Source organism: Bacteroides sp. D2 (assembly GCF_025147085.1).
Classification (GTDB): Bacteria; Bacteroidota; Bacteroidia; order Bacteroidales; family Bacteroidaceae; genus Bacteroides.
In genome coordinates this window covers 3,715,447-3,742,054 of the sequence record NZ_CP102261.1, presented here as the reverse complement: position 1 = coordinate 3,742,054, position 26,608 = coordinate 3,715,447, and the positions used below count along the sequence as shown (strand labels likewise).

General features: G+C 40.4%; 16 protein-coding genes. 12 read left to right on the top strand and 4 right to left on the bottom strand.

The annotated features are described in order from the left end of the window. Window positions 1-46 precede the first annotated feature (46 nt). The 4 genes from galB (at window position 47) to NQ505_RS13120 (ending at window position 6,610) form a co-directional block, all read left to right on the top strand. Window positions 47-2,494 (top strand): beta-galactosidase GalB, encoded by a 2,448-nt coding sequence (gene galB, locus NQ505_RS13135; protein WP_032853850.1) that lies wholly within the window; start codon window positions 47-49, stop codon window positions 2,492-2,494. Window positions 2,495-2,755: 261 nt separating this feature from the next. Further along, window positions 2,756-3,205, top strand: coding sequence for a hypothetical protein (locus NQ505_RS13130; protein ID WP_004302200.1), 450 nt, complete (start codon window positions 2,756-2,758; stop codon window positions 3,203-3,205). A gap of 49 nt (window positions 3,206-3,254) precedes the next feature. Further along, a complete protein-coding gene (locus NQ505_RS13125) occupies window positions 3,255-5,690 on the top strand; it encodes a DUF3160 domain-containing protein (RefSeq protein ID WP_009000754.1) in 2,436 nt (811 codons plus the stop codon). After that, complete coding sequence (locus NQ505_RS13120) at window positions 5,684-6,610, top strand: CapA family protein (RefSeq protein WP_009000753.1); 927 nt, start codon at window positions 5,684-5,686, stop codon at window positions 6,608-6,610. The genes NQ505_RS13125 and NQ505_RS13120 overlap by 7 nt, the downstream gene beginning before the upstream one ends. 31 nt (window positions 6,611-6,641) lie before the next feature. Here NQ505_RS13120 and NQ505_RS13115 read toward each other — a convergent pair whose 3' ends face one another. Genes NQ505_RS13115 through NQ505_RS13105 form a run of 3 tightly spaced genes read right to left on the bottom strand, consistent with a single transcriptional unit; the run spans window position 6,642 to window position 10,225 of the window. Beyond that, on the bottom strand, window positions 6,642-7,673 hold the full coding sequence (locus tag NQ505_RS13115; RefSeq protein WP_009000752.1) for an endonuclease/exonuclease/phosphatase family protein: 1,032 nt from the start codon (window positions 7,671-7,673) through the stop codon (window positions 6,642-6,644). 31 nt (window positions 7,674-7,704) lie between these two features. Continuing rightward, window positions 7,705-8,391 (bottom strand): potassium channel family protein, encoded by a 687-nt coding sequence (locus NQ505_RS13110; RefSeq protein ID WP_009000751.1) that lies wholly within the window; start codon window positions 8,389-8,391, stop codon window positions 7,705-7,707. 4 nt (window positions 8,392-8,395) lie between these two features. Then, window positions 8,396-10,225, bottom strand: coding sequence for a TrkH family potassium uptake protein (locus NQ505_RS13105; protein WP_009000750.1), 1,830 nt, complete (start codon window positions 10,223-10,225; stop codon window positions 8,396-8,398). A 132-nt stretch (window positions 10,226-10,357) separates the two neighbouring features. On the opposite strand from NQ505_RS13105, the gene NQ505_RS13100 reads away from it, so the two are divergent. Then, window positions 10,358-11,728 carry a TrpB-like pyridoxal phosphate-dependent enzyme gene (locus NQ505_RS13100; RefSeq protein ID WP_004325359.1) on the top strand — a complete coding sequence of 457 codons (1,371 nt, stop codon included), beginning with the start codon at window positions 10,358-10,360 and terminating at the stop codon, window positions 11,726-11,728. Window positions 11,729-11,860: 132 nt separating this feature from the next. Here the strand turns inward: NQ505_RS13100 and NQ505_RS13095 are convergent, their stop codons facing one another. Further along, the gene (locus tag NQ505_RS13095; protein WP_032853934.1) at window positions 11,861-13,006 is read right to left on the bottom strand and encodes an AraC family transcriptional regulator; all 1,146 of its coding nucleotides are present in this window, start codon (window positions 13,004-13,006) and stop codon (window positions 11,861-11,863) included. A gap of 210 nt (window positions 13,007-13,216) precedes the next feature. Here NQ505_RS13095 and NQ505_RS13090 point away from each other — a divergent pair, with 210 nt between their 5' ends. The 7 genes from NQ505_RS13090 (at window position 13,217) to hepC (ending at window position 26,592) form a co-directional block, all read left to right on the top strand. Next, a complete protein-coding gene (locus NQ505_RS13090; protein WP_032846221.1) occupies window positions 13,217-13,957 on the top strand; it encodes an anti-sigma factor antagonist in 741 nt (246 codons plus the stop codon). Window positions 13,958-13,968: 11 nt separating this feature from the next. Then, a complete protein-coding gene (locus tag NQ505_RS13085) occupies window positions 13,969-14,919 on the top strand; it encodes an ABC transporter substrate-binding protein (protein WP_009000747.1) in 951 nt (316 codons plus the stop codon). 12 nt (window positions 14,920-14,931) lie between these two features. Next, on the top strand, window positions 14,932-16,869 hold the full coding sequence (locus NQ505_RS13080; RefSeq protein WP_009000746.1) for a SpoIIE family protein phosphatase: 1,938 nt from the start codon (window positions 14,932-14,934) through the stop codon (window positions 16,867-16,869). Window positions 16,870-16,881: 12 nt separating this feature from the next. After that, the gene (locus NQ505_RS13075) at window positions 16,882-17,289 is read left to right on the top strand and encodes an ATP-binding protein (RefSeq protein ID WP_004325354.1); all 408 of its coding nucleotides are present in this window, start codon (window positions 16,882-16,884) and stop codon (window positions 17,287-17,289) included. A gap of 97 nt (window positions 17,290-17,386) precedes the next feature. Next, window positions 17,387-21,448 carry a two-component regulator propeller domain-containing protein gene (locus NQ505_RS13070; protein WP_009000745.1) on the top strand — a complete coding sequence of 1,354 codons (4,062 nt, stop codon included), beginning with the start codon at window positions 17,387-17,389 and terminating at the stop codon, window positions 21,446-21,448. 512 nt (window positions 21,449-21,960) lie between these two features. Further along, window positions 21,961-24,228 (top strand): glycosyl hydrolase family 95 catalytic domain-containing protein, encoded by a 2,268-nt coding sequence (locus tag NQ505_RS13065; protein ID WP_009000744.1) that lies wholly within the window; start codon window positions 21,961-21,963, stop codon window positions 24,226-24,228. A gap of 240 nt (window positions 24,229-24,468) precedes the next feature. Further along, on the top strand, window positions 24,469-26,592 hold the full coding sequence (hepC, locus tag NQ505_RS13060) for a heparin-sulfate lyase HepC (protein WP_009000743.1): 2,124 nt from the start codon (window positions 24,469-24,471) through the stop codon (window positions 26,590-26,592). The last annotated feature ends 16 nt before the right edge of the window (window positions 26,593-26,608 follow it).

Genomic DNA, 26,608 nt, shown 5'->3' with positions numbered 1-26,608 from the left:
ATAACTTTACCCCGAATCCAAAATATTTTATACCTGAAAAGCAAAAATGAACATGAAACACCAAAAACAGTTATTAGCTGTACTTTTGATGGGCGCCGCTTGCACATTGCAAGCGCAACGTAGTGAGACGCTGCTCGAGAAAAACTGGAAATTCAGTAAAGGAGATTTTAAAGAGGCTAGCCAGCCGGAGTTTAATGACACTAAATGGGAATCGGTTGTTATTCCACACGATTGGGCGATTTTCGGTCCATTCGATATGAATAATGACCTGCAGAATGTAGCTGTAACACAGAACTTCGAGAAAAAGGCTTCCTTGAAAACAGGACGTACCGGTGGGCTCCCTTATGTAGGCACCGGATGGTATCGAACCAGTTTTGATGCTCCTGCCGATAAGGAGGTGACGCTGCTCTTTGATGGCGCCATGAGCGAAGCACGTGTCTATGTAAATGGAAAAGAAGCTTGTTTCTGGCCTTTCGGCTACAACTCTTTCCACTGTAACGTGACGTCTTTATTAAACAAAGACGGAAAGAATAATACGCTGGCCGTACGTTTGGAAAATCGTCCGCAGTCCTCGCGTTGGTATCCGGGAGCAGGTTTGTATCGTAATGTGCATCTGATCGTGACTGATAAAGTGCACGTGCCTGTATGGGGAACACAAATCACAACTCCTCATGTCAGCAAGGACTTTGCAGCCGTACGTCTTCAAACGAAGATTGATAATGCCGGTGAGAAAACACAAATCCGTATAGAGACAGAGATTCTTTCTCCGGACGGAAAAGTGGTTACCAGCAAAGAGAATACGAGCCGCATTAATCACGGACAACCATTCGAACAAAACTTTATTGTAAATGCGCCCGAACTCTGGTCACCGGAAAGTCCGTCACTCTACAAGGCTGTTTCCAAAATTTACGCAGATGATAAACTGGTGGATACTTACACGACACGTTTCGGTATCCGCAGCATTGAATATATCGCTGATAAGGGTTTCTATCTGAACGGAAAACATCGCAAATTCCAAGGGGTATGTAATCACCATGATTTAGGTCCGCTGGGTGCCGCTATTAATGTGGCAGCGCTTCGCCATCAACTTACATTGCTGAAAGATATGGGATGTGACGCTATCCGTACTTCTCATAATATGCCGACTCCCGAACTCGTAGCATTGTGTGACGAAATGGGATTTATGATGATGATTGAACCGTTCGATGAATGGGACATTGCCAAGTGCGAAAACGGTTATCACCGTTATTTCAATGAATGGGCGGAACGTGATATGGTAAATATGCTCCATAATTATCGGAATAATCCGTGTGTGATTATGTGGAGTATCGGTAATGAAGTACCGACCCAATGTAGCCCTGTCGGCTATAAAGTGGCGAAATTCCTGCAAGATATTTGCCACCGCGAAGATCCGACACGTCCTGTCACTTGTGGAATGGATCAGGTTACTTGTGTACTTGCGAACGGATTTGCAGCAATGATTGACATTCCGGGACTTAATTACCGTACCCAACGCTATAAGGAATCTTATGACCAACTCCCGCAGAATCTGATTCTGGGTAGTGAGACTGCTTCTACTGTCAGTTCACGCGGGGTATACAAATTCCCGGTAGAGGATAAGAAAAGTACTAAGTATGAAGACCATCAGTGTTCCTCTTATGATGTGGAAGCCTGTTCCTGGTCAAATATTCCGGACGAGGACTTTGCACTGGCCGACGATAACCATTGGACAATCGGACAATTTGTATGGACAGGATTTGACTATCTGGGCGAGCCATCACCTTATGATACGGATGCATGGCCCAATCACAGTTCCATGTTTGGTATTATCGACCTTGCCAGTCTGCCTAAAGACCGCTATTACTTGTATCGCAGTGTATGGAATAAGGATGCGGAAACTTTGCATATTCTGCCTCACTGGACATGGCCGGGACGTGAAGGCGAAGTGACTCCTATATTTGTATATACCAACTATCCTACAGCCGAACTGTTTATCAACGGTAAAAGTTATGGTAAACAAAGCAAGAATAATAGTTCGTTGAAGAACCGCTATCGTCTGATGTGGATGGATGCTGTATATGAACCGGGAGAAGTAAAAGTAGTAGCCTATAACAAAGAAGGAAAAGCTGTAGCGGAAAAAGTGGTTCGCACTGCCGGAAAACCTCATCATATCGAACTGGTCAGCAACCGTAACGAATTGACTGCAGACGGAAAAGACTTAGCGTATGTGACTGTGAAAGTTGTAGACAAAGATGGTAACCTCTGCCCTACTGATAATCGTCAGATTAACTTCTCTGCAAAGGGAACCGGTAAATATCGTGCCGCTGCCAATGGCGACCCGACAAATCTGGAACAATTTCATCTTCCGAAGATGCATGCTTTCAACGGAATGTTGACAGCTATCATACAAGCTGGTGAAACTGCCGGAGAAATTGTATTTACAGCCAAAGCAAATGGAGTGAAAGCCGGAAATATTCGTATTCAAACGAAATAAGGCATACGCTTTATAATATCTGATAAGCCACCGGATTTCTTAACTAAAGAGAAGTCCGGTGGTTTTCATATATAATATACTGGATTTTTCACTTTTACGAGAAAAGAAGCAGGTAAATACAGGTTAATATCTATCTTTGCCAAAGAAAACGTTACAGATATGTCGCACAGGATTCACTTCCTTATTTTTACAGGTCTTTTACTGATGTTCTGTTCATGCCGGAAAGAAAACAGGTTTGAATGGCAAGTTAATCAAAGACACATGGAAGTATCTCTGAACAAAGAATCTGATTCGCTCTATGTCATTCATTTGAATACAGACCAACCCTCCCACTCTGTTTGGAAATTGCCTTATCCAGTCTATCAGTTTGATTATGGAGATGTTACAGGAGACGGGATGCCGGAAATCATTGTGGGGGTTATCAAGCCTACCCGATTCGATCCCAAACCTGACAAGCGGTTATTCATTTACCGGATTGCAGATGAAGCGTATATCCGCCCACTTTGGTTAGGTTCGAGGGTAGCACAACCTTTGGAAGATTTCAGAGTGATTCGTGAACATACTTCTGTGTTGATACGCACCATGGAACGGGAACGAAGTGGAAAATATCTGATAGCGGAATATGCATGGAGAGGTTTTGGTCTGGATTTTAAGGGATATCTGAAACGCGAGACAGAAGAAAAGGAGGCCAAACGCATTCTTGAACGTTAACGTTAGATACTATCATTTATATATGGCAATTTATAGAATAATGAAAAACATGAGACGACTATTATTACTGTCCTGTACACTAGTTCTTATTCTTTGCGGATGCAAGAACAAGAATAAAAACACCTCAACGGCATTGGCACAAGATACTGTTACGACTGCCACTTCATTATTGACCGATACGGTTCTACCTCAATCTATTGATTTGAAGCAGGATATCAGTCGTTACTCTTTTCAGGAGTTACGTTTATTACGTAGTTATCCATACGCTATACACGGTTATCATTTTATGGAAGCGGACATCAATGCTTTCTTCTCGGCCAATACGAAATGGTATAATGATCTTGTCTGGAAGTTATGGGAAGAATCGGAGGCAAACGGAGAGAATAAATTTCCGGAAAACTATGATGAAGTCAAACTGACGGCTGAAGAAAAGGCTTTTGTAGAACGCATCGATGCTCGCATGGCAGAAATGCGTCAGCAACAGTTTACTCAACGAGACTCTTATTATTTAGGAAATGCAAATAATATAGTCAACCTGTTCCAATTCAAAGATATAGACGAGGCATTACTAGCCAAGTTGCAACAGAACAACTTTGCCATTACAGAGGGAAGTAACTTACAGTTGTTTCATGCTTACGAAGAGAATGATTATCGCCAAGTGCCCAATTTCATCACCACTGACTTATATTTACAGGCATTTCACATGTATTTCTCTTATGTACTGAAAAGTCTGGAGAAACAACACATCATTCCTACTTTGGAAAGACTATGTCTATCACTCAACGCAACTTGCATAAGCATCTCCCGCCAGACAGAAGACGAATCTCTGAAAGATATGGCAGAATATGCCGCTACTTTCTATGCTATCCCTTATTATTTGCTGACAAAGGAAACGCCCAATCTCCCTGCTAAGTATCAAAAAGCATATCAACAGGAAATAGAACATATTAATGCACAAGAAGATGATTTCTCGGAATTTCTTTCATACAAAGAGGCATACTTCCCATACAGTCTTTTCAAACCACGCGGACATTATACCCGTGAACCCCAATTACAGGCATACTTTCAGGCTATGATGTGGCTTCAAACTGCCTGCTTTTGCAGAGAACAACAAGAACAGCTCAAACAAGCAATCTTTCAAGCTACCGTACTATCCACTTATAAGGATATGGCCGAGACACCACTAATGGAACTATACCAACGCGTCTATACACCACTTACCTTCCTGATGGGTGAGACTGATAATCTTTCTCTTCTCGATATTGCACAGATTCTGAAGAAAAATAAAGCAGAATATACTGAAGATGCATTGACTCCGGTTCAAATAGAAAAGGTGAATCAAGCGCTCATTGAACTGGCAAAAAGCAAGAACAGGATCAAACCTAAAATAGAAATCTCCTGCCGGGACAAAATCAACTTTATGCCACAAAGATATCTGGCAGATAATGAAGTTCTTCAGGAATTGGTAGACGTCACCCCAAACAGCAAACGTGCTTATCCGAAAGGATTGGATGTCTTTGCCGCTTTCGGAGTAAACTCCGCCGAGACTTTACTGACTGATTTTTACAAAGAACCGGGCAACTGGAACCAGTATACCGGAGAATTACAAAAACTGAAAGATAAATTCAAAGCTTCCCAGCCTGCGCAAGTATCTGTCTACGAATTATGGATGAAAAGTCTGTTCACCATGCAGAAAACGGATAAGAGCCAGCCGGGATTTATGCAAACACCCGAATGGGGATACAAGAACCTGAATACAGCTTTGGCATCTTGGGCTGAATTGAAGAATGACGCGATCCTTTACGGAGAACAGCCCATGGCTGCAGAATGTGGAGGTGCCGGCCCTCCTGATCCGATCGTAGTGGGATATGTAGAACCGAATCTTCCTTTCTGGAAGAAAATGTCAGGAATTCTGCAAGCCACCCAACTGGTTCTGCAACAAAGCAATTGCCTGACGGATGACTTGAAAGGAAAAACAGAGCAGTTGCAAGACTATGTCAGCTTTCTGATTCAAGTAACTGAAAAGGAACTGCGGGGAGAAAAACTGACCGAACAGGAATATCGCACTCTTGAGTATATGGGAAGTAGTATAGAATATTTCACTCTGTCTGTGCTCGATCCGGATTTACATCTGGATAACTGGTCATTAGTGCAAGGTCCGGACAAGTCGATAGCTGTAGTGGCTGATATTTATACCCGCAACGTGAGTGGATGTGATAAGAATGGAGTACTGCATGTGGCAACAGGAAATGCCAACAATATCTATGTGGTAGTAGAAATAGAGGGTAATCTCTATCTTACCCGTGGTGCCACATTTAGTTACTACGAGTTTGTCCAGCCACTGGATACCCGGCTCACGGACGAAGAGTGGCAGAAAATGCTGGAAGAAAAGAAAGCACCTGCCGTCCCGGAATGGATGAAAAAGATCCTGCTGGAGAAAGAACCGAAAGTAGATGACAGAGTTTTTTATAGTTCAGGATGCTAATATCCTTTTCCCGAATTAACCGGATTATAGGTAGTATAGGTCTGTTACTGCTTACTGCCTGCCAGCACCCGTCAGAAGAATGTCTCTCTATCGCTTTCACCGGAGATGTTCTTCTGGACAGAGGGGTACGCCAACAGATTCAACGGGGAGGTGTCGAAGATTTATTTGCGTCAGTAGCTCCTCTCTTTCATCAAATGGACGCTACGGTAATCAATCTGGAATGTCCCGTCACTTCCGTTCGTTCGCCGCTACACAAGAAATATATCTTTCGCGCGGAACCGAGATGGATGGAAGAATTGGTTAAAGCCGGCATTAGTCATGCGGCTTTAGCAAATAATCATACTATGGATCAGGGACGAAGCGGATTGACAGATACTTATCAGCATCTCTTATCGGCAGGAATCACTCCGATAGGATATGGTAATACTTCTTCCGAGAGTTGTCAACCCGTAGTGATAAAGAAAGGAAAAATTAAAGTAGCACTCTTCAATTCAGTTACACTTCCTTTGGAGAATTGGGTATATTTAGAAAATGATCCCGGTATTTGCCAGCAAACCACGGAAGAAATAGAAGAGGAAATCAAGGACTTCAAGCAAGAGAATCCCGAAAGTTATGTGGTCGTTATTCTCCATTGGGGAATCGAGTACCAATCCTCTCCTACTCTAAACCAAAGAAAGGGAGCACACCGACTCGTTCGTGCAGGTGCGGATGCTATCATCGGACATCATCCGCACGTCATTCAGAAAGAGGAATATTTCAATGGTAAGCCCATCTTTTATAGTCTGGGCAACTTTGTATTCGACCAACGAAAACCGGAAACATCACAAAGCCAGATTGTGCAGCTTGATTTCACATCTACGACATGCAAAGTTAAAGTGCATCCTGTAACGATCCATCAATGCAAACCGGAAATGCAATAAATCCGGTATGCATTCTTCTGCTGAAATCGGATTATTTACTTCCAAAAGTCACCAACAATCCTTTATGATCCGTAGGCCATACATCAAGCGGTAACAAGAACTTATCCTTAGATGTTTCCTGCACACGCTGCGCGCGTACGATAGACCCTTTCGGACCGAATATGATTGCCTTCTTTGCATCCAGACCATCACCTTTATAGAAAACAAAATCAATCCGGTCACGCTCGTCGGCTTTTGGAGCCCATGTTATTTTCTCCGGAGTTTTTGCCGGATTATCCGATGGATAAGTAAAACCGGGATGCGTCAAAGGGTTGGGATAAATCTTACGATAGCTATCTACAAATCCTGCTTCTTCGAGCAAGGTTGTCACCGTCCAAGGTACGACAAAGCCGTTATGGTCATATAAGTTCTTATTTTTTTCTATCCAGTCACGATGAGAGGGTTCATTAAAATCTCCGCCAACAATTACTGCATAACCATTAGCCAGGTCTTTCTCTGCCTGGGTGATAAACAAACGAATTGCGTCGTCCCGTTGAGAAGCGACATTGATTTTGAGAATTTCTTCCACTGAAGTGGGCAAAGGGATTTCTTTCCAAGTGGAGCCATCATATCCACGAACATTGTAATATGCACAATCCAGATAATCCAGATGCGCTGTATAAACTGCTACTTTACGTCCATTCACAGAGCTAGTTAATCGGTAGATACTTCCATGGTCCCCATTTTCCGGGAAAACTGTCAGAGAATCTGTGATAGGATGTTTACTTAGCAAACCGGTATCATAGCCGTAAAAAGAGTAATATTGAAGTCCCTTTTCCTGAAGTGAAGCACAGACACGGGCAGTGAAGTTAGTGTGATTATAATTTCTCACTTCACTGAAAGTTACAAAATCTGGTTTCAAACGAACAATCTCATTGACAATGGCATCATAGCCTCCCGGTATCATTGTTCCCTCCTGCCATACATTCCATTGCAATACTGTAAATTCATTGCCTTTCTGGCTTTTTGCACAAACAGAGACCAGTAGTAAAAGTGTTATCAATAGTAATTTGGTTAATCGCATTTTATTTAGTTTTAAGTTCAACTGTTACATTTTAAATAGCTTTCCAGAAAGTTTGGAAATCTCGGTATCTGCCGTAACAAACCAGTTCATCTCCTTCTTCCACTTTCTCATTCCCCGGTAATTCATTCTTCACATGAAGTTCAGTTAGAGAAATACCCAGGCAATTGGTTATCTTATTTGCCCGTTTCAAGCCTATCATTTTTAGATGAAACTCTTCATCCAGATTTAACTCATTCACAAAATACCCTACAAATTTCTTCGGAACCGTGAACTTCACAACATAATAATCCTGATCGATGCGGAACCCTTCCATGTTTGTGCCGAAGTCGAGCAGTTGCACCAGACTACGGGCTGCGTCTTCTTCCGGAGTCAGGATTCTTTCAAGATCAAAGGCCTCAAGCACCGCTTTATGCACGGCATCAATAGCACGGGCAAAGATGCGGGGAACCTTTTTCTGCTTCAACAAAGCAACAACACGTATCGATGCACCAAAATTCTCACCAATCGCTACAATTACTATATCCACACTATTTAATGGCAACACTGATAATGATTGTTCGTCAGTGGCATCAATGACAAAAGCCGTAGCAACCTTATCTTTGATTGAATCTACACGACTTTCACTAATATCCGCACCAATAATCTCGTGTCCTAACGCAGACAATTCCTCGGCCAACACATGACCGTAATTTCCTAAACCGATAATAATATACTTCATATCTTTAGTTTATTATAATGTTATCACTCGGATAACGGTATTTTGTATTCTTTTTCTGTTTGACAATTCCCAACATCAATGTTATCAATCCCACACGTCCGATAAACATCAACAAGGATACCAACAACTTACTGGCATCACACAAATGAGGAGTCAGATTCAAACTGGATCCCACAGTACTAAGTGCAGAGACACATTCGAAAGTCAATGCCATGATGGAAACACCCGGTTCGAGTATGCTCAATGTGAAAATAAAAATGAATAGCACTCCCAATGACATGACTACTGTTGCATTGGAACGCCGGATTGAATCGTAAGACAATTCTCTACCGAACACTTCTACCCGTTCAGTACCACGCAATACGGCTACAAGATTCAGAACCACGACCGCAAAAGCATTCACTTTCACACCACCTGCCGTAGACTGTGAACCACCACCAATCCACATCAAGAATAGATAAACCAATAAAGTCTGCACGCTCAACGATGCCAGATCGACACTACTGAAACCGGCTGTTCGCGGACAAGTGGCATTAAAGAAGGCTTGAGTCCATTTGTCTGCCAAAGGCATACCGGCAAAAGAAGCATTCCACTCAAAAGCAGCAATAGCTAATGTACCGATTAATAAAAGCAGGAAAGTCATGATTAACACAATCTTCGTATTCAGGTTATAAAGATGCTGCATTTTGTGACGATCCAGTTTGCGTGTACGGACCAATTTCCAGAAACGACGCAGGTGATATAATACAATATCCTTGAAATTGACAAGAATGGGGAAGCCGATACCACCGAAGATTATCAGCAAAGAAACAGAAATAAACAGTCCATTATGATTGGTCATCACCATCGGATTCCCTAAATTACCGGAAAGTGTAGAAAAACCCGCATTACAAAAAGCTGATATAGCATGGAAAGCAGCAAAACCTAACTCGCCTTCCAAAGTCATTCCCAGCGTACCGTGAATACTAAACCAAATCGAAACCATGCCAATCCCTTCAATGACTAAGGTAAAGCCCAATATATATAATAAGGTGGACAGTAATGAACCTAACGAATTGGAACTAACCATATCACGTACAACAAGCTGATTGTAAATGGAGGTGTTTCCCATGAAGAACATGGCAAAGAAACTGGTTAATGTCATCACTCCTAATCCTCCAATCTGAATCAATAGAATAATGACAACTAATCCGGAAGTGGTGAATGTAGTGGATACATCTACCGGAACCAAACCTGTAACGCATACGGCACTGGTAGCCGTAAATAAAGAGTCTACCCAGGTAATACCATTCACCGTGCAGCGCGGAAGCATCAGCAAACCTGCTCCAATCAGGATAATGGCCATAAAACTGACTGCCAATATCAAAGAAGGATTGGTACGCCGTCCCAACAGGCGCACCAGCCCATTGGACAAGTTGAGGAAAGAAAGGACTAGTAATAACAGGAGATGATAAAACTTCCCATGCAGGAATTCCCAAATCTGCAAAATAGCTCCTTCTTCTTCCGGACGGTGAAAAATGACGGGTACTAGAGTAAGATATAATAACCCGCTTAATATCCAGGCTAATCGCCGGTATTGTTTTTTAGTATTCCGGTATTCCAGTGAAATATGTAAAGTAACATCAATCAGAAAGATAATCCAGACTGTTTTATACAATGTCTGCAAATTAGCCACTTCATCTATGGATAAGGGAAAACCGTGTTCATATACTACTCCGACAATCAACAACAGAGATGCCAGATAGGTGAGTGCTTCTACCAGTCCTAACAGGATACGTACATAGGGTTTTAGCAGTTTATTTTGATACAATAAAAACTTATGATAAATCTTCATATCATCTTTTTTAACAGGGTCGTGCAAACTTAAGTAAAATAACAATTAGAACCGATTCTTTGTTGACAAAATTTTCTGAATATTAAAAAATTGAGTACTTTTGGCAACAAGAAACTAAAAAACTACAATATTATGAGTGAAAAAAGAAAACGGTATATTTTACCCGAAGAAGAAATTCCACACTACTGGTACAACATTCAGGCTGATATGGTAAACAAACCTATGCCTCCGTTACATCCGGGAACCAAACAACCACTGAAAGCGGAAGACTTGTATCCGATTTTCGCTAAGGAACTGTGTCATCAGGAACTGAATCAGACCGATGCATGGATCGAAATACCGGAAGAAGTGCGCGAAATGTATAAGTACTATCGCAGTACTCCGCTGGTTCGTGCTTATGGATTGGAAAAAGCACTCGGTACTCCGGCTCATATCTATTTTAAGAATGAAAGTGTCAGTCCTATCGGTTCACATAAGTTGAACTCTGCATTGGCACAGGCTTATTATTGCAAAGAAGAAGGAGTTACCAACATCACCACTGAAACCGGTGCCGGACAATGGGGAGCCGCTCTTTCTTATGCAGCTAAGGTTTTCGGTTTGGAAGCTGCTGTTTATCAGGTAAAAATCAGTTATGAACAAAAGCCATACCGCCGCAGCATCATGCAGACTTTCGGAGCACAGGTAACCCCTTCTCCATCCATGTCTACCCGTGCCGGTAAGGATATTCTGACTAAACACCCTACTTACCAGGGTTCATTGGGAACAGCCATTTCTGAAGCTATTGAACTGGCACAAATGACTCCCAACTGTAAATATACGCTTGGTTCTGTACTTAGCCATGTTACTCTTCATCAGACTATTATCGGACTGGAAGCCGAAAAACAGATGGAAATGGCAGGCGAATACCCGGATATCGTAATCGGTTGTTTCGGAGGTGGTTCCAACTTCGGAGGTATCTCTTTCCCATTCATGCGTCACACGATACAGGAAGGGAAAAAGACTCGTTTCGTTGCTGCCGAACCTGCATCTTGTCCGAAACTGACACGTGGTAAGTTCCAGTATGACTTCGGTGATGAAGCCGGATATACTCCGTTGCTACCGATGTTTACTTTAGGACACAATTTTGCTCCGGCCCATATCCATGCCGGCGGTCTTCGCTATCATGGTGCAGGTGTCATCGTTTCACAGTTGCTCAAGGACAATCTGATGGAAGCAGTAGATATACAGCAATTGGAATCTTTCGAAGCAGGTTGTCTGTTTGCACAGTCTGAAGGTATTATTCCGGCTCCAGAATCCAGCCACGCTATTGCAGCAGCTATCCGCGAAGCTAACAAATGCAAGGAGACAGGAGAAGAAAAAGTGATTCTGTTCAACCTTTCCGGACATGGACTGATCGATATGACTTCTTATGATAAGTATTTGGCCGGTGACTTGGTAAACTATTCATTGACTGATGATGATATTCAGAAGAATTTAGACGAAATAGGAGATTTAGCTAAATAAATAACCTGTTAGTTTCAAGTTTCACCACAGATTACATAAAAGAAACATCGATTCTGCATTGATAATCTTTGAATTACAATCAAATCCGTGCTAATTCTATGATCTGTGGTGATTCTTTTCCCACACCCCTTATTAATTTTCTCTATTGAGCATCTCCATATATTCACTGGGAGACATTTTTTCCACACTCGCAAAATAACGGTAAAAACTGGAGCGGGAGGTAAAGCCGCTCAAAAACATTAATTCCTTTACTGTAAGCTCCCTTTTCAACTGTGCCTGTTCTTTAAAATACTGCAAACGGTAGAAATTAATATAATCCCTGAAACCGGAAAAGCCATCATAATGAAGAGCCTTATTGAGCCTGTTTTCATTCGTATTCAAATCATTCAGAAATTCCTGCAAGGAATATTGAGGATTAGTAAACGATTTACTATGTTTCATGAGACTTTGCATCTGGTTGGATAGTTCAAGAACGACAGGCGAAACCGCAATTTCCCGGATGGCTTCTATTTCTTCCATCTCCAGCTCTTCTACAGGCTGGGGAGGTAAAGAAAGCGGATTCTCATTACGCAAATATAGTATATTTAAAAAAAGGACGGGAAGGATTACAATATAGCCGAATACGTTAAAACATAATCCACTAGTGCCCAGCATCAGCCAAATATAGCCGGACATGATGATAGCAAAACACATCATATAAATCGACATTGCCTGGCTCTGTTTACGCCGAATCGGAATCCATCGTCTCATATATGGAAAAAGGAAATTTACGGAAGGAGTAATTACACTGATTACAAACAGCATCAGCCTTACCCGTACATCCTGTTCACCAATATTCTCCCGAATAGAAGCAAAAGATTTTAGAGTAGTATAGTGACCGTTGAAAAACTCATAGCAACAAGCTATACATGTAATCAGCAAAATAGGGATACATAAACTGACGACTCTTGAAAAAGTCATCCAGCCCGGTTTCAATGAAGCTATAGGAAAAATAGAAAAGAACTGAAAAAAGACAATCACCCGGACAATATGCCATACCGAAAGATGATTCATCGGAACTTCAGTAAAACGCGGAATTGTCTCCTCACCTCCTCTACTGAAAATCCACATCCATTCCAGATTATCACACAAAAGAAGAAAGGACAGAGTGATAGCCAATACTCCCCATGCTTTTGTAAGTCCATTATTATCTGAAGAACGTGAATAAACAAGTATTCCCAATACCAAGCCCACAATATCCAACAATAATTCAATGCAGAGAACAATTACGTTTACCATGTTTTTTTTGTTTTGAGCGACAAAAGTAGTCTTTTCGCGAAAAGAACGAGAGCATCCCACTCGCAAAAAGCGTCCCAATATAGGGAGATTTGCTAAAATGGGAACCATTTGGGGGTAATATATTTCAGACTTTTCACCTTTACTAATACTTTTGTACCAGCATTTACTCCTAACAAGAACAATTATAATATGACGCGCTACTTAAAGAATATGGAAAAAGAAATCACCATCGAAAATCAGGTAGAAGAAATCTCAATAATTGCCCAATTCATCGAAGAATTAGGCATGTCATTACATTTACCTTCCGGCATAACAATGAGTCTCAATCTGGCTATTGAAGAAGCAATAAGCAATATTATCCATCACGGTTATCCTCAAAATCAAAAAGGTGAAATTACATTGAAAACTTCCGTGGCCCCCGGCCTACTGATTGCCCAGATTATTGACGATGGTATTTCATTCGATCCCACAAAATCTGAAAATGAAGCATCAGGAAATGCACTATCTCTGGAACAGCAACTGACACAAGGTTTGGGACTCTTCTTGATTCGCCGAACAATGGATAAAGTAGAATATCATTCGACGGACAGCCAAAACGAACTAATCCTGACTAAAAAAATAGAAATGGATTTCAAACCGGAAGCAACTCTTAAAACGAACTTATGTAAAATAGAGGAAGTAATCATACTCACTGTTGAAGGACGACTGGATACTGCCAATACTAATGAATTCAACGCTCTCATCCTACCTCTATTAAACGTTCAAAATCCTAATATTATAATCAATTGTGAAGGATTGTTATATATTAGTAGTTCCGGTCTGAGAAGTCTAATTACACTCCAGAAAAGCGTAAAACAACATAATGGACAACTTGTTTTGGAAGCTATGCGTGCGGAAATACGGAAAATATTCGATATGACAGGCTGTTCCGGCCTTTTTATCATTCGTTAATTCCATTTATAATGAGAAAAGCATCTATTATTTGCAGTATCTTGCTATCTCTGTTCTTTCTGACAGAACCGGTGAATGCACAATCCATTAATCTCACACCCAAATGGACGGCACAAGCACAATTTGCAGGCTATTACGTAGCCGACAAACTGGGATTCTACAAGGAAGAGGGACTTGACGTACATGTGGTACATCCTTCGCTTTCGGCAAGCTCTTTTTCTTTTCTGCAGAAAGGGTATTCGCAAGCGGTAGTTATGAACCTATCGTATGCCTTGACTGAATATTTTGCAGGTGCACAGGTAGTCAATATCTTGCAAACCTCACAGGAAAACAGTCTGATGCTTGTCAGTCGTTCGCCACTTAAGGGTATTTCATCTTTGCAACATAAGAAAATAGGGGTATGGAATCATCTTAGTCAAGAACTACTGGATCAAATAGCCAACAAATATCAACTCCAGGTGGAATGGATACGTTTCAATGGAGGAGTCAACATTTTCCTATCGAAAGCTGTGGATATTTGTCTCGTAGGAAGTTACAATGAGTTTCTACAACTGATTGAAGCCGGTGTAAAGACTGATTCAATTCATATCATGCATTTCTCGGATTATGGATATAACCTGCCGGAGGACGGACTTTATGTTAGCAGAGAATTCTATCAGAAATATCCCCAAGCTGTACAGAAATTGGCCCGTGCCAGCATACGTGGGTGGGAATGGGCAAACGAACACCGCGAACAAACATTGGACATTATAATGGAACAAGTGCATCAACACAACATAGGAACCAACAGATATCACCAGCGTAAAATGTTGGATGAGATCTTACGGCTACAAACAAACAAGAAGAGCGGGCAACGTCCCTATCGGCTAAGCCGAGAAGTATTTGATCTGGCAACTAGTATTTTGTTGCCAGATCAAATCAAAAACACCAGCGACATTCGTTATGAAAATTTCGTAAAATAATCACATTCATTCATGAAACACACTTTTTCCCGTTCCTTTGCAACCCGGCTAAGTATCTACGTACTTTCCTTTACGTTGATTATCTTTGCTACTATTATGGCGCTATTTTATTATTATAGTCACCAGAAAGTAACGGACTTTGCCATTGAACGTACTCATGGACTATTAAGTAACATTGCAACTGAAATCAGCGGTCAGCTATTGTCGGTAGAGACTACCATAGAGCAGTCCGTTTGGGTATTGGAAAAAAACATAGACCACCCGGATTCTTTACATAACATTATTGAATCTGTTGTTAGAAACAATCAGTTCATTGTAGGAAGTGGCATCGCTTTCGTTCCCGATTATTACAAAGAAAAAGGGAAATATTTCATGCCTTATGCTTCCTTCAAAGATGAAATAAACGGCGAAATCACTTACCAGGTATTGGGTAGCCAGAATTATGACTATCCATGCATGGACTGGTATCTCATTCCCCAACTGCTTAAACAACCTTACTGGAGCGAACCTTATTATGATGACGGAGGGGGAAATTTCATCATGAGTACTTATGCCAAACCGCTGTTTGACAGTGATGGGAAATTAGTCGCAGTCTTTACAGCCAATATATCTCTGACGCAATTCACTGATACAATTAGCTTGCTGAAGCCATATCCTTCCAGCTACACCTATTTAATCAGTCGCAACGGAAGTTTCCTGACCCACATGGACAGGAATAAGATCATGAACGAAACGATATTCTCCGAAGCTTTTGCCAAAGAGAATCTTGCACAGGAACAGATCGGACATGAAATGCTGGCAGGACATTCCGGAACCATGCGTTTCGATAACAAAGGAGTAGATTCGTATGCATTTTATACAACTATTCCCCAGATTGGATGGTCAGTATGCACCGTTTGTCCAAGCCAGATAATTCTTCAGGAACTAGACAGTACATCCCGAACAATCATCTATACTTTTATAGTGGGGATGATAGCCTTATTCCTGATTGTGTACAGCATCATCCGACGCCTTGTCCGCCCACTGGAGAAATTCTCCGAGTCAGCCCGCGAAATTGCGACCGGACGATTTGATGTTACCATACCAGAAGTGCATTCCAACGATGAAATCAGGGATCTATATGATTCGCTTATCTTCATGCAGCACTCTTTATCTACTTACGTAGTTGAACTAAAAGACACGACTGCCAGCAAAGAACGAATTGAAAGCGAGCTTTCTATAGCCCGGGAAATACAAATGGGAATGCTTCCCAAGATATTCCCTCCCTACCCCGAACGCAGTGATGTAGATTTGCATGCCATACTTCATCCTGCGAAAGAAGTAGGCGGAGATCTTTATGACTTCTATATGGATGGTAACCGCCTCTACTTCCTAATCGGCGATGTATCAGGAAAAGGAGTACCCGCTTCTCTGTTTATGGCAATCACCCGCAGTCTGTTCCGCACTTTATCTCAGCAGGTGCTTTCACCGGCCAAGATTGTGACGGATATGAACAATTCAATATCTGATAATAACGATTCCAATATGTTTGTCACGCTTATCGTTGGCATCCTTGATTTGGAAACGGGAAAACTGAAACTGTGTAATGCCGGACATAATCCTCCCATACTGATTCGTCCGGACGGACAGGTTTCTTTCTTGGAATTCAAGACCCAGATATTTGTTGGCGTCATTGAAGAATTTGCCTATACCGAAGATGAAACGACATTGGAAAAAGGAAGTAAACTGTTCCTTTACACCGATGGAGTGACAGAAGCTGAAAATACAGAGAAAGAGCTATATGGAGACGAGAAATTATTGGAAACATTGTCTGATAATACCACGTCTGACGTACGTACCACTGTAAATGGTATAGTGGACTCTATAGCAGAGCATGTCAAGGAAGCCGAAGCCAGCGATGACTTGACTATTTTACTTATTCAATATGAACCCGGAACAACAAACAATTAAGCACATATCATTATGGAAAGAGAAATAAAGATCTCAAACGATTTAAATGAAATTTCAGTTTTAGCCAGTTTCATCGAAGAACTGGGAGAGGAACTTTCTTTGTCATTTGAAACGACAATGAATATCAATCTGGCATTGGAAGAGGCCGTAGCCAATATTATTATGTACGCCTATCCAACTCAAGAGCAACACACCATCCTATTAAGAGTAACTTACAGCGAAAAACAACTTGTTTTCCTATTAACGGACAAGGGAGCCTCTTTTGATCCGACACAAGTAGATGAAGTAGATGTTACACTTTCTTTGGAGGAACGTCCAATCGGAGGTCTGGGAATATTCCTCATACGAAGCATTATGAACGAAATATCTTACCAACGTATCGACAATGAGAATCACCTCATTATGAAAAAAGACATTTGACGCGGGGCGGAAAGATTGTATAGTTTTCCAGCCAATTCATGGGGTATATCAAAGATTTCACTATCTTTGATGCCATTATTAATCTTATGAACTAATAATGAGCAGCCTTAACAAAATAGCAATCTGTCTACTTTTTCTATGCGCAGGGGTTAATTATGCTTTTTCTGATATTCCGGAGCAAATCAACTTCTCCTATATCTCTATTAATGAAGGATTGTCACAAAGTACTGTATTCTCTATCGATCAGGACCAACGAGGCAATATGTGGTTCGCAACTTATGACGGAGTTAACAAGTACGATGGGTATTCATTTACAGTTTATCAGCACAATGAAGATGATCCGAACAGCATCGCTAATGACATTTCGCGAATCGTAAAGACTGACAGTCAGGGACGGGTTTGGATCGGCACGCGGGATGGTTTGTCATATTATGATGAGGAGAAGGATAAGTTCAGAAATTTCTTCTACGAAAAGAAGGGGAAGAAGCTGCAAATCAACGGTATTGCGGAGATCTCACCGGAACAACTGCTCATAAGTACACAGGAAGGTCTGACTATGTTCGATATTAAAGAATCACGATTCGTTGATGATTCTTTTAGTACGGCTATGCATAAGATAGTGGCTTCTGCTCTTTACAGGCAGGGCGATATTATCTATATCGGCACCCCGGTTGACGGGCTTTACAGCTACTCCATTCCTCAAAAGAAACTGGAAAGAATTACTCCGATAACGGGCACTAAACAGATTCAAGCCATTTTGCAACAATCTCCTACCCGCATCTGGATAGCTACCGAAGGAGCCGGTCTACTTCTATTTAACCCGAAAACACAAGAAGTCAAGGCTTATCATCATTCTTCTTCCAATCCTAAAAGTATCAGTTCCAATTATATCCGTTCTCTGGCATTGGATTCGCAAAATCGCCTATGGATAGGAACATTCAATGATCTAAACATTTATCATGAAGGAAACGATTCTTTCGTTTCTTACAGCAGTAGTCCGGTAGAAAGCGGCAGTCTGTCACAGCGTTCGGTCCGCAGTATCTTTATGGATTCGCAGGGCGGAATGTGGCTTGGAACATATTTCGGAGGACTAAACTATTATCATCCGATCCGCAACAGATTCAAGAATATCCAACGTATTCCATATAAGAATTCTCTAAGTGACAATGTAGTCAGTTGCATTACCGAAGATAAAAATAAGAACTTATGGATAGGAACAAATGATGGTGGATTGAATTTATATAATCCAAAGACACAACAGTTTACACACTATATCCTGCAGGAAGACGAACGGGAAATCGGTATTGGTTCCAACAATATCAAAGCCGTATATGTAGACGAACAAAAATCACTTGTATATATAGGAACACATGCCGGTGGTCTGACTGTTCTCCACCGCAACAGTGGACAAATGGAAAGTTTCAATCAGCTGAATAGCCAGTTGGTCAATGAAAATGTGTATGCCATTCTTCCTGACAAGGAAGGTAGTATCTTATTAGGAACTTTAAGTGCACTGGTTAGTTTTAATCCGGAGAAACGGAGCTTCACCACCATAGATAAAGAAAAAGACGGTACGCCATTTACTTCACAACGAATCACAATCCTGTTCAGAGATTCTCGTAAACGTCTTTGGATCGGTGGTGAAGAAGGTATATCAGTCTTTCAGCAGGAAGGGATCGAAATAGAAAAAGCTCCTATCCTTCCGGAATCATCTGTAACAAAGATGTTTACCAATTGCATTTATGAAGCTGCCAATGGCATCATTTGGGTAGGTACGCGTGAAGGTTTCTACTGTTTTAATGAAAAAGAGAAGAAAATCAAACGATATACAACAGCTAACGGTTTACCCAATAATGTGGTCTACGGTATCCTGGAAGATACTTTCGGGCGTCTCTGGGTAAGCACCAACCGTGGTATCTCCTGTTTCAATCCGGAGACAGAGAAGTTCCGCAATTTTACAGAATCCGACGGGTTGCAAAGTAATCAGTTTAATACTTCTTCATTCTGCCGCACCTCTAACGGGCAAATGTACTTCGGAGGTATCAACGGGATCACAACTTTCCGCCCGGAACTCCTACTGGACAACCCTTACACTCCTCCGGTAGTTATCACTAAACTTCAACTGTTTAACAAAACAGTCCGTCCGGATGATGAAACTGGTATCTTGACTAAGAATATCAATGAAACAGAAAGTATCACGCTAAAATCATGGCAAACGGCTTTTACACTTGAATTTGTGGTATCCAACTATATTTCAGGTCAACACAATACTTTCGCTTATAAATTGGAAGGATATGATAAAGAGTGGTATTATCTGACAGACAAACGTGCTGTCTCCTATTCCAACTTACCGCAAGGCACTTATCATTTTCTGGTAAAAGCTGCTAATAGTGACGGGAAATGGAACACTGTACCTACGATGTTAGAAATCATTGTTCTCCCTATATGGTACAAGACCTGGTGGGCAATCGTGCTTTTCCTCGCTATTTTTATCGGTTTTATCACTTTCGTCTTCCGCTTCTTCTGGATGCGTAAAAGCATGGAGGCAGAGTTGGAGATTGAACGCAGGGATAAGGAACATCAAGAAGAAATCAACCAGATGAAGATGCGTTTCTTCATCAATATTTCCCATGAGCTTCGCACGCCGTTGACTCTTATCTTAGCTCCTCTACAAGAAATAATCAATAAGATCAGTGACCGCTGGACTCGTAATCAACTGGAATATATCCAACGCAACGCTAATCGCCTACTACATCTTGTCAATCAATTGATGGATTATCGCCGCGCCGAATTGGGAGTTTTCGAGTTAAAAGTAAAGAAAGAGAATGCACATCAACTCATACAAGATAATTTCTTGTTCTATGATAAACTGGCGCGCCACAAAAAGATTACTTATACTCTCCATTCCGAATTGGAAGATAAAGAGGAACTTTTTGATCCTAATTATCTGGAACTGATTGTTAATAACCTGCTTTCAAATGCTTTCAAATATACGGAAAGTGGTCAAAGTATCACTGTGACATTAAAAGAGGAAAATAATTGGCTGGTACTGCAAGTTAGTGATACCGGTATTGGCATTCCTATCAACAAACAGGGAAAAATATTCGAACGTTTTTATCAGATAGAGAGTGAGCATGTAGGAAGTGGTATCGGTCTTTCACTGGTACAACGTCTGGTAGAATTGCACCATGGTCGTATCGAACTGGATAGTGAAGAGGGTAAAGGCAGTACTTTCTCTGTCTATCTGCCACAAGACATAAATACCTATAAATCCTCCGAGTTGGCTTCTAATGACACTCTGAATGAGGAAGGTCAGGTATATTCCACCAACTCGAAAGAAATGTATTTCATTGATACGGAAAAGGTCGAAAACGAAACGATCGAAGCCGGTGACAAGAAGCGTGGCACTATTCTTATTGTAGAAGACAATAATGAAATCCGCCATTATCTTAGCAGCGGACTTGCAGAACTCTTCAATACGCTGGAAGCCGGGAATGGTGAAGAAGCCTTGGAAAAACTGAAAGACAATGAAGTTGACATCATTGTAACTGATGTCATGATGCCTGTGATGGATGGTATCAAACTGTGTAAGAATGTGAAGCAAAATATCCGTACCTGTCATATTCCCGTGATTATCCTGTCTGCTAAAAGCGAAGTCAAAGACCAGATGGAAGGTCTGCAAATGGGTGCGGATGATTACATCCCGAAACCATTCTCACTTGCTATCCTGACTACGAAGATACAGAATATGATGCGTACCCGTAGACGTATGCTTGAACGGTATTCCAAATCCCTGGAAGTGGAACCGGAAAAGATTACGTTTAACGCCATGGATGAAGCTTTACTGAAACGTGCCGTAGCTATTGTAGAAAAAAACATGGATAATATTGAATTCTCTACTGACGAATTTGCCAGAGAAATGAATATGAGTCGTTCTAACCTGCATCTTAAATTGAAAGCTATCACAGGCGAATCGACTATCGATTTTATACGAAAGATCCGTTTCAACGAAGCAGCAAAGTTACTCAAGGATGGCCGCTATACAATAGCAGAAGTCAGTACAATGGTAGGATTCAATACACCGTCTTATTTTGCTACGAGTTTCAAGAAGTATTTCGGATGTTTACCCACGGAGTATATTAAGAAAATAAAAGGATAAATCAGTGAATTCCGAATATGAATCTGCTGGCTTGAGATTTATGTTCATTTCGGTTCGGAAAAGAACATAAAATGCTATTACTGACAATAATACAATTACTATGCAGCTTTCAATTTATTCTCTTATTAGTATTATTTATCTTATTACCAAGCGAGCTTTCGTTTGACAGTTGTTGAACGAAAGCTTGACTTTAGTTAAACTATCATTCGACTTAAGTCAAACGAAAACTCATTAGGCAATGAAATAAATATCAATAGGGAAGCTATTACTTAAAAGTAGCCAATAAGATCATTATTGTATCTAAAAGGAGTAATATTCTACATAACGAATACTGAAAGCTAATTCCCGAAAATCTTCAACCTTTAAAGAAGAAATACATTCTTTACCCCATACAAACAAAAACATTAGACAAAAATGAAAGACTATTCAACAATACCAATAGTCGTAAAATTGTCATACTCCATATATTTGCAGAGAGATCATCATTAATTAAAAAACAAAAAAAGTATACTATGAATTCTTTAAACAAATTGTACTCCTACCTACTTTTATCATTGACCAGCATTCTTTTTGTGAATGCCCACCCGACAATTATAAAACAAGATATTGACTGGCCCCAATTTATGAGTCAACAAGATATGATATGGGAAAAGTTGCCTGAATATTGGTATGATTCAGCCTTTTTAGGTAATGGGAAACTAGGATTAATGATCTATAAAGAACCCGGGGAAAACTACATACGCTTAGAAACAGGGAACTGTGATGTACACGACCACCGTGCCAAAAGAGACGTTTTTGGAATCCCCAGGCTGCTCACCGGACATTTCGCATTACGCCCTAAAGGAGAAATTATCAGCGGGCAAATGCGCCTTGATCTTTGGAATGCCGAAGCATCAACAGATATAACAACGACCAAAGGAGTCATTCATTTAAAGACGATTGTTCATGCTGATGACATGATTATCGTAGTGAAAGCAACTACCGAAGGAGATGAAAATGATTTTAAATGGGAATGGATAGCTGCCGAAGCTAATAGCCCGCGTTATCTCATTTTTAAGAGACGAGGACAAACTAATAAAATACCTCAAGATTATGAGCTCAACCCTGCACCAACAATCAGTCGAAATAGAAATATTAGTTTATCCGTTCAGAAGTTATTAGCAGGAGGTCAGACAACAGTAGGCTGGCAAGAGACTCAACAATCTAAAAAAGAACGGACTCTATGGATAAACCTTACCCATACATATCCTCAAAACAATTCCAGTGAAATATGCAAAACAGAAATTCAGAATGCCATACATAAAGGATATGATTCACTGCAATGCACGCATCGGAAATGGTGGAATGCCTACTATCCATCCAGCTTCATTACACTGCCTGAGGCACAAAAAGAAAATTTCTACTGGATTCAAATGTATAAACTGGCTTCTGCTACTCGTGGTGACCGTGCTTTAATAGATAATACAGGTCCATGGCTTACAGAAACACCGTGGCCAAATGCCTGGTGGAATCTGAATGTGCAACTCACATATTGGGCTCTGAACGCCTCCGATCATCTGGACTTAGCAGCTTCACTAGAAAATGCTCTTTATAATCATGTGGATCAATTACGCCTTAACATCCCTGCTCCGTATCGCCATAACTCATTAGGTATCGGAGTCGCCTCCAATCTTGAATGTATGACAAGTGAAGTTGGAATTCCGGGAAAAGGCAAGGCACAAGTGGGATTACTTCCTTGGGCTTGTCATAATCTCTGGCTCATTTATCGCCACAAGATGGACGACGACGTATTAAGACACAAATTATTTCCACTACTAAAAGAGTCAATCAACTATTATCTGCATTTCTTAAAACAAGGAAGCGACGGAAAATTGCATCTTCCTACAACTTACTCACCCGAATATGACGTCGTTGAAGACTGCAATTTTGATCTTGCATTACTCCGCTGGGGATGCCAGACATTAGTAGAATCGGCGCATAGATTAAAGATCCAAGATCCGCTAATTGATACATGGAAAAATGTTCTCCTTAACCTCACTCCATATCCTATGGATGAGAACGGGTTACTTATCGGAAAAGGTATGCCGTATGCCTTTTCTCATAGACACTACTCCCATTTGCTTGCTATCTACCCTCTATACCTTATCAATAAAGAACAACCAAACGACATCGAAACTATAGAGAAATCATTAGCTTTCTGGCAAAGTAAACCTAAAGCCCTGCTCGGTTATTCATGTACAGGCGCATCCTCCATATCCTCTGCTATCGGTAAAGGAAACGATGCACTTACATATTTAAATAAACTATTTGGTAAATACCTTAGCCCTACCACCATGTATAAAGAAAGCGGTCCCGTTATCGAAACACCTCTGTCCGGTGCGCAGTGTATCCATGATATGCTTTTACAAAGTTGGGGTGGCAAGATTCGTATTTTCCCAGCAGTTCCTGATACATGGCAGGATGTAGCATACTGTGGCTTACGCACAGAAGGAGCTTTTAAAGTATCTGCCAGCCGGAAAGATGGAAAGACGCAGTTTATTCATATAAAAAGTTTAGCAGGTGAACCTTGCATAATAACAACAGATATGCCTAATCCTATTTTCAAGGGAGAACGGACCTTTACTGTGAGCTCATCCGATAACACATATCAAATCGATTTAAAGAAAGGAGAAGAAGTCTTAATTTACCCACAAGGAGTGCCACAAAATTTTGTTATCTCCCCAATTATGAAATCATCCAAAAATTGCTTTGGGCTGAAAATTGTCCAATCTAACACCTAAAATTATCCAAAATACAGCATTAAACTATGTCTGAAAAGGATGGCATTATGATATCTAATAGTCTATATCATAGAGTTAAATCCCCATTATTAGACAAAAATAACATATGATTCAACAAGATTAATATCAAAAAATCATTTTTGAACAAAGCTTGAACAAGACGAATCGCTTGCAATAAATAATCAAGTTATATTTGCAAACAGTAAAATAAAACTTTTAATAATTAAAACCTAATAAAGTATGAAGAACATCTTTTTTATTTGTTTATTCGCTCTGCTTTCATTTACAGGATGCACAGATGATGAAAATATTCTGGGGGCAGAAGAAGGAGGAAACATTGAGTCACTTCCTAATAATAAACCGAATGATGTACTTAACGCAAGGCTTTTTGAAGTAATCAACCTTGATTATCCGGGATTGGAAAAAGTAAAATCATATTATGAAGCAAACGAATATTACTATGCTGCATATGAATTATTAAAATATTATCGGAACAGATCCGATATCAACAATCCCAATATAAATCTGATTAATCCATCAATAACAGCTTTTGAGCAAAATATAGCAGATCAAGCATTGGATAGTCGTTTTTATGTGCGCAATTTCAAAGAGTCAGTAGATGCTAATGGAAATGAAGTTTATTATTCATTTAAAAAAGATGGAAAAATAGACTGGAGTTATATCCCTAGTGGAATGACAGATCAGGAATTTAAATCACAAATCCATCGTCACCAATGGATGCTTCCCCAAGCCAAAGCATACAGAGTCAATCAAAATGAGAATTACATTTCTTCTTGGATAACAGTATATAATGATTGGTTAAATACATTCCCTTGCCCCGAAGGTACCGTAGATAAAGATGCCGTGCAGTGGTATGGGCTTCAACCTGCTGAAAGGGTATTGGACCAGATTAATATTATGCCTCATTTCATCCAATCAACGAATTTTACTCCCGAATGGCTTTCTACTTTTCTAACCGCATTGGCAGATGAAGTGGAATGTATTCGTAAGAATTATTTCACGGATGGAAGTAATATCTACGTAACTCAAGTACAAGCTGTTACAACTGCAGGAATGTTAATGCCAGAATTCAAGAACGCCACAGAATGGTTGAATGAAGGTTCATTAAAAATCAGCGAGCAAGTAACAGCACAATTTCTTGCAGATGGAGTACAGGTAGAATTAGATCCCAGTTATCATATAGGGGTTGTTAATGACTTATATAGTATTTATAAACTGGCCCAATTGAATAACAAACTTAGTTTGTTTCCTTCCAATTATACAGAACTGCTTAAGAAAGCCGCCCGTTTTGTAGTGGATATTATTTATCCCAACTACACTATAGATAATTTCAACGACACGCGTTCTGTTTCATGGACTAAAAACGTATTACTGAAAAACTTCAAGAAATATATGGAAATGTTTCCTGATGATAAAGAAATACAATGGATGGCAACTGAAGGAAAACAAGGAACGAAACCTACAGAACTGGTTCAAATCTATGATGCTTCGGGATATTATATGCTACGTAGCGGATGGGAAAGCAGTGCAACCATGATGATTCTGAAGAATAACAATAATCCGGAAAACAAATGGCATTGCCAAGCTGATAATGGAACATTCGGACTTTACCGGAAAGGTCGGAATTTCTGCCCGGATGCAGGGGTATACACATACGGAGGAACATCTTCCAGCAATGCCGATCGTGCAGCATTTGCAGCAACAAAGATGCATAATACAATGACAAGAGAAGAAAAGGATATAGCAAAAGGTTATATGAGTGGAAAATTTCTGAAACAAGAAACTAAAAAAGGAACTAATATTCTCGTTACAGAAAATAAATCTTATAGTGATTTAACACATCGCCGTGCTGTGTTCTTCGTAGACAATACCTTCTTTGTTCTTGTAGATGAAGGTTATGGAGAAGGTTCCACTCCTTCTGTGAATTTGAGCTTTAATTTATGCCCGGACACCAAAGACGTAGTGATTGACGATGAAAGTGCAAACTACCAATATGGAGCTCATACCTTATTTACAGATAACAACAATATGCTATTCAGAACATTTGTTGAAACTAAGACAGGTTACAGTGCTACCAATAACACCGCCTATACTTCGAATAAAATAGAAGAAAAGACCCAACGCAGATTTTATCGGGTAAATATCACAAAACCTGAAAATGGCGCGGCACGTTTCATCACTGTGATTTATCCATTCAAAACAGAAGCTGATTTTGAAAAGATAAATATCGATGCCAAATTCATAGATAATACAGAAACAAGCGCAGGTACATTCCATGAAAATGGTGCCGCAGTTGAAGTTACTATCGATGGACAAAAGTATGAGTTATCCTATACATTATAATTTAATTAATATATCT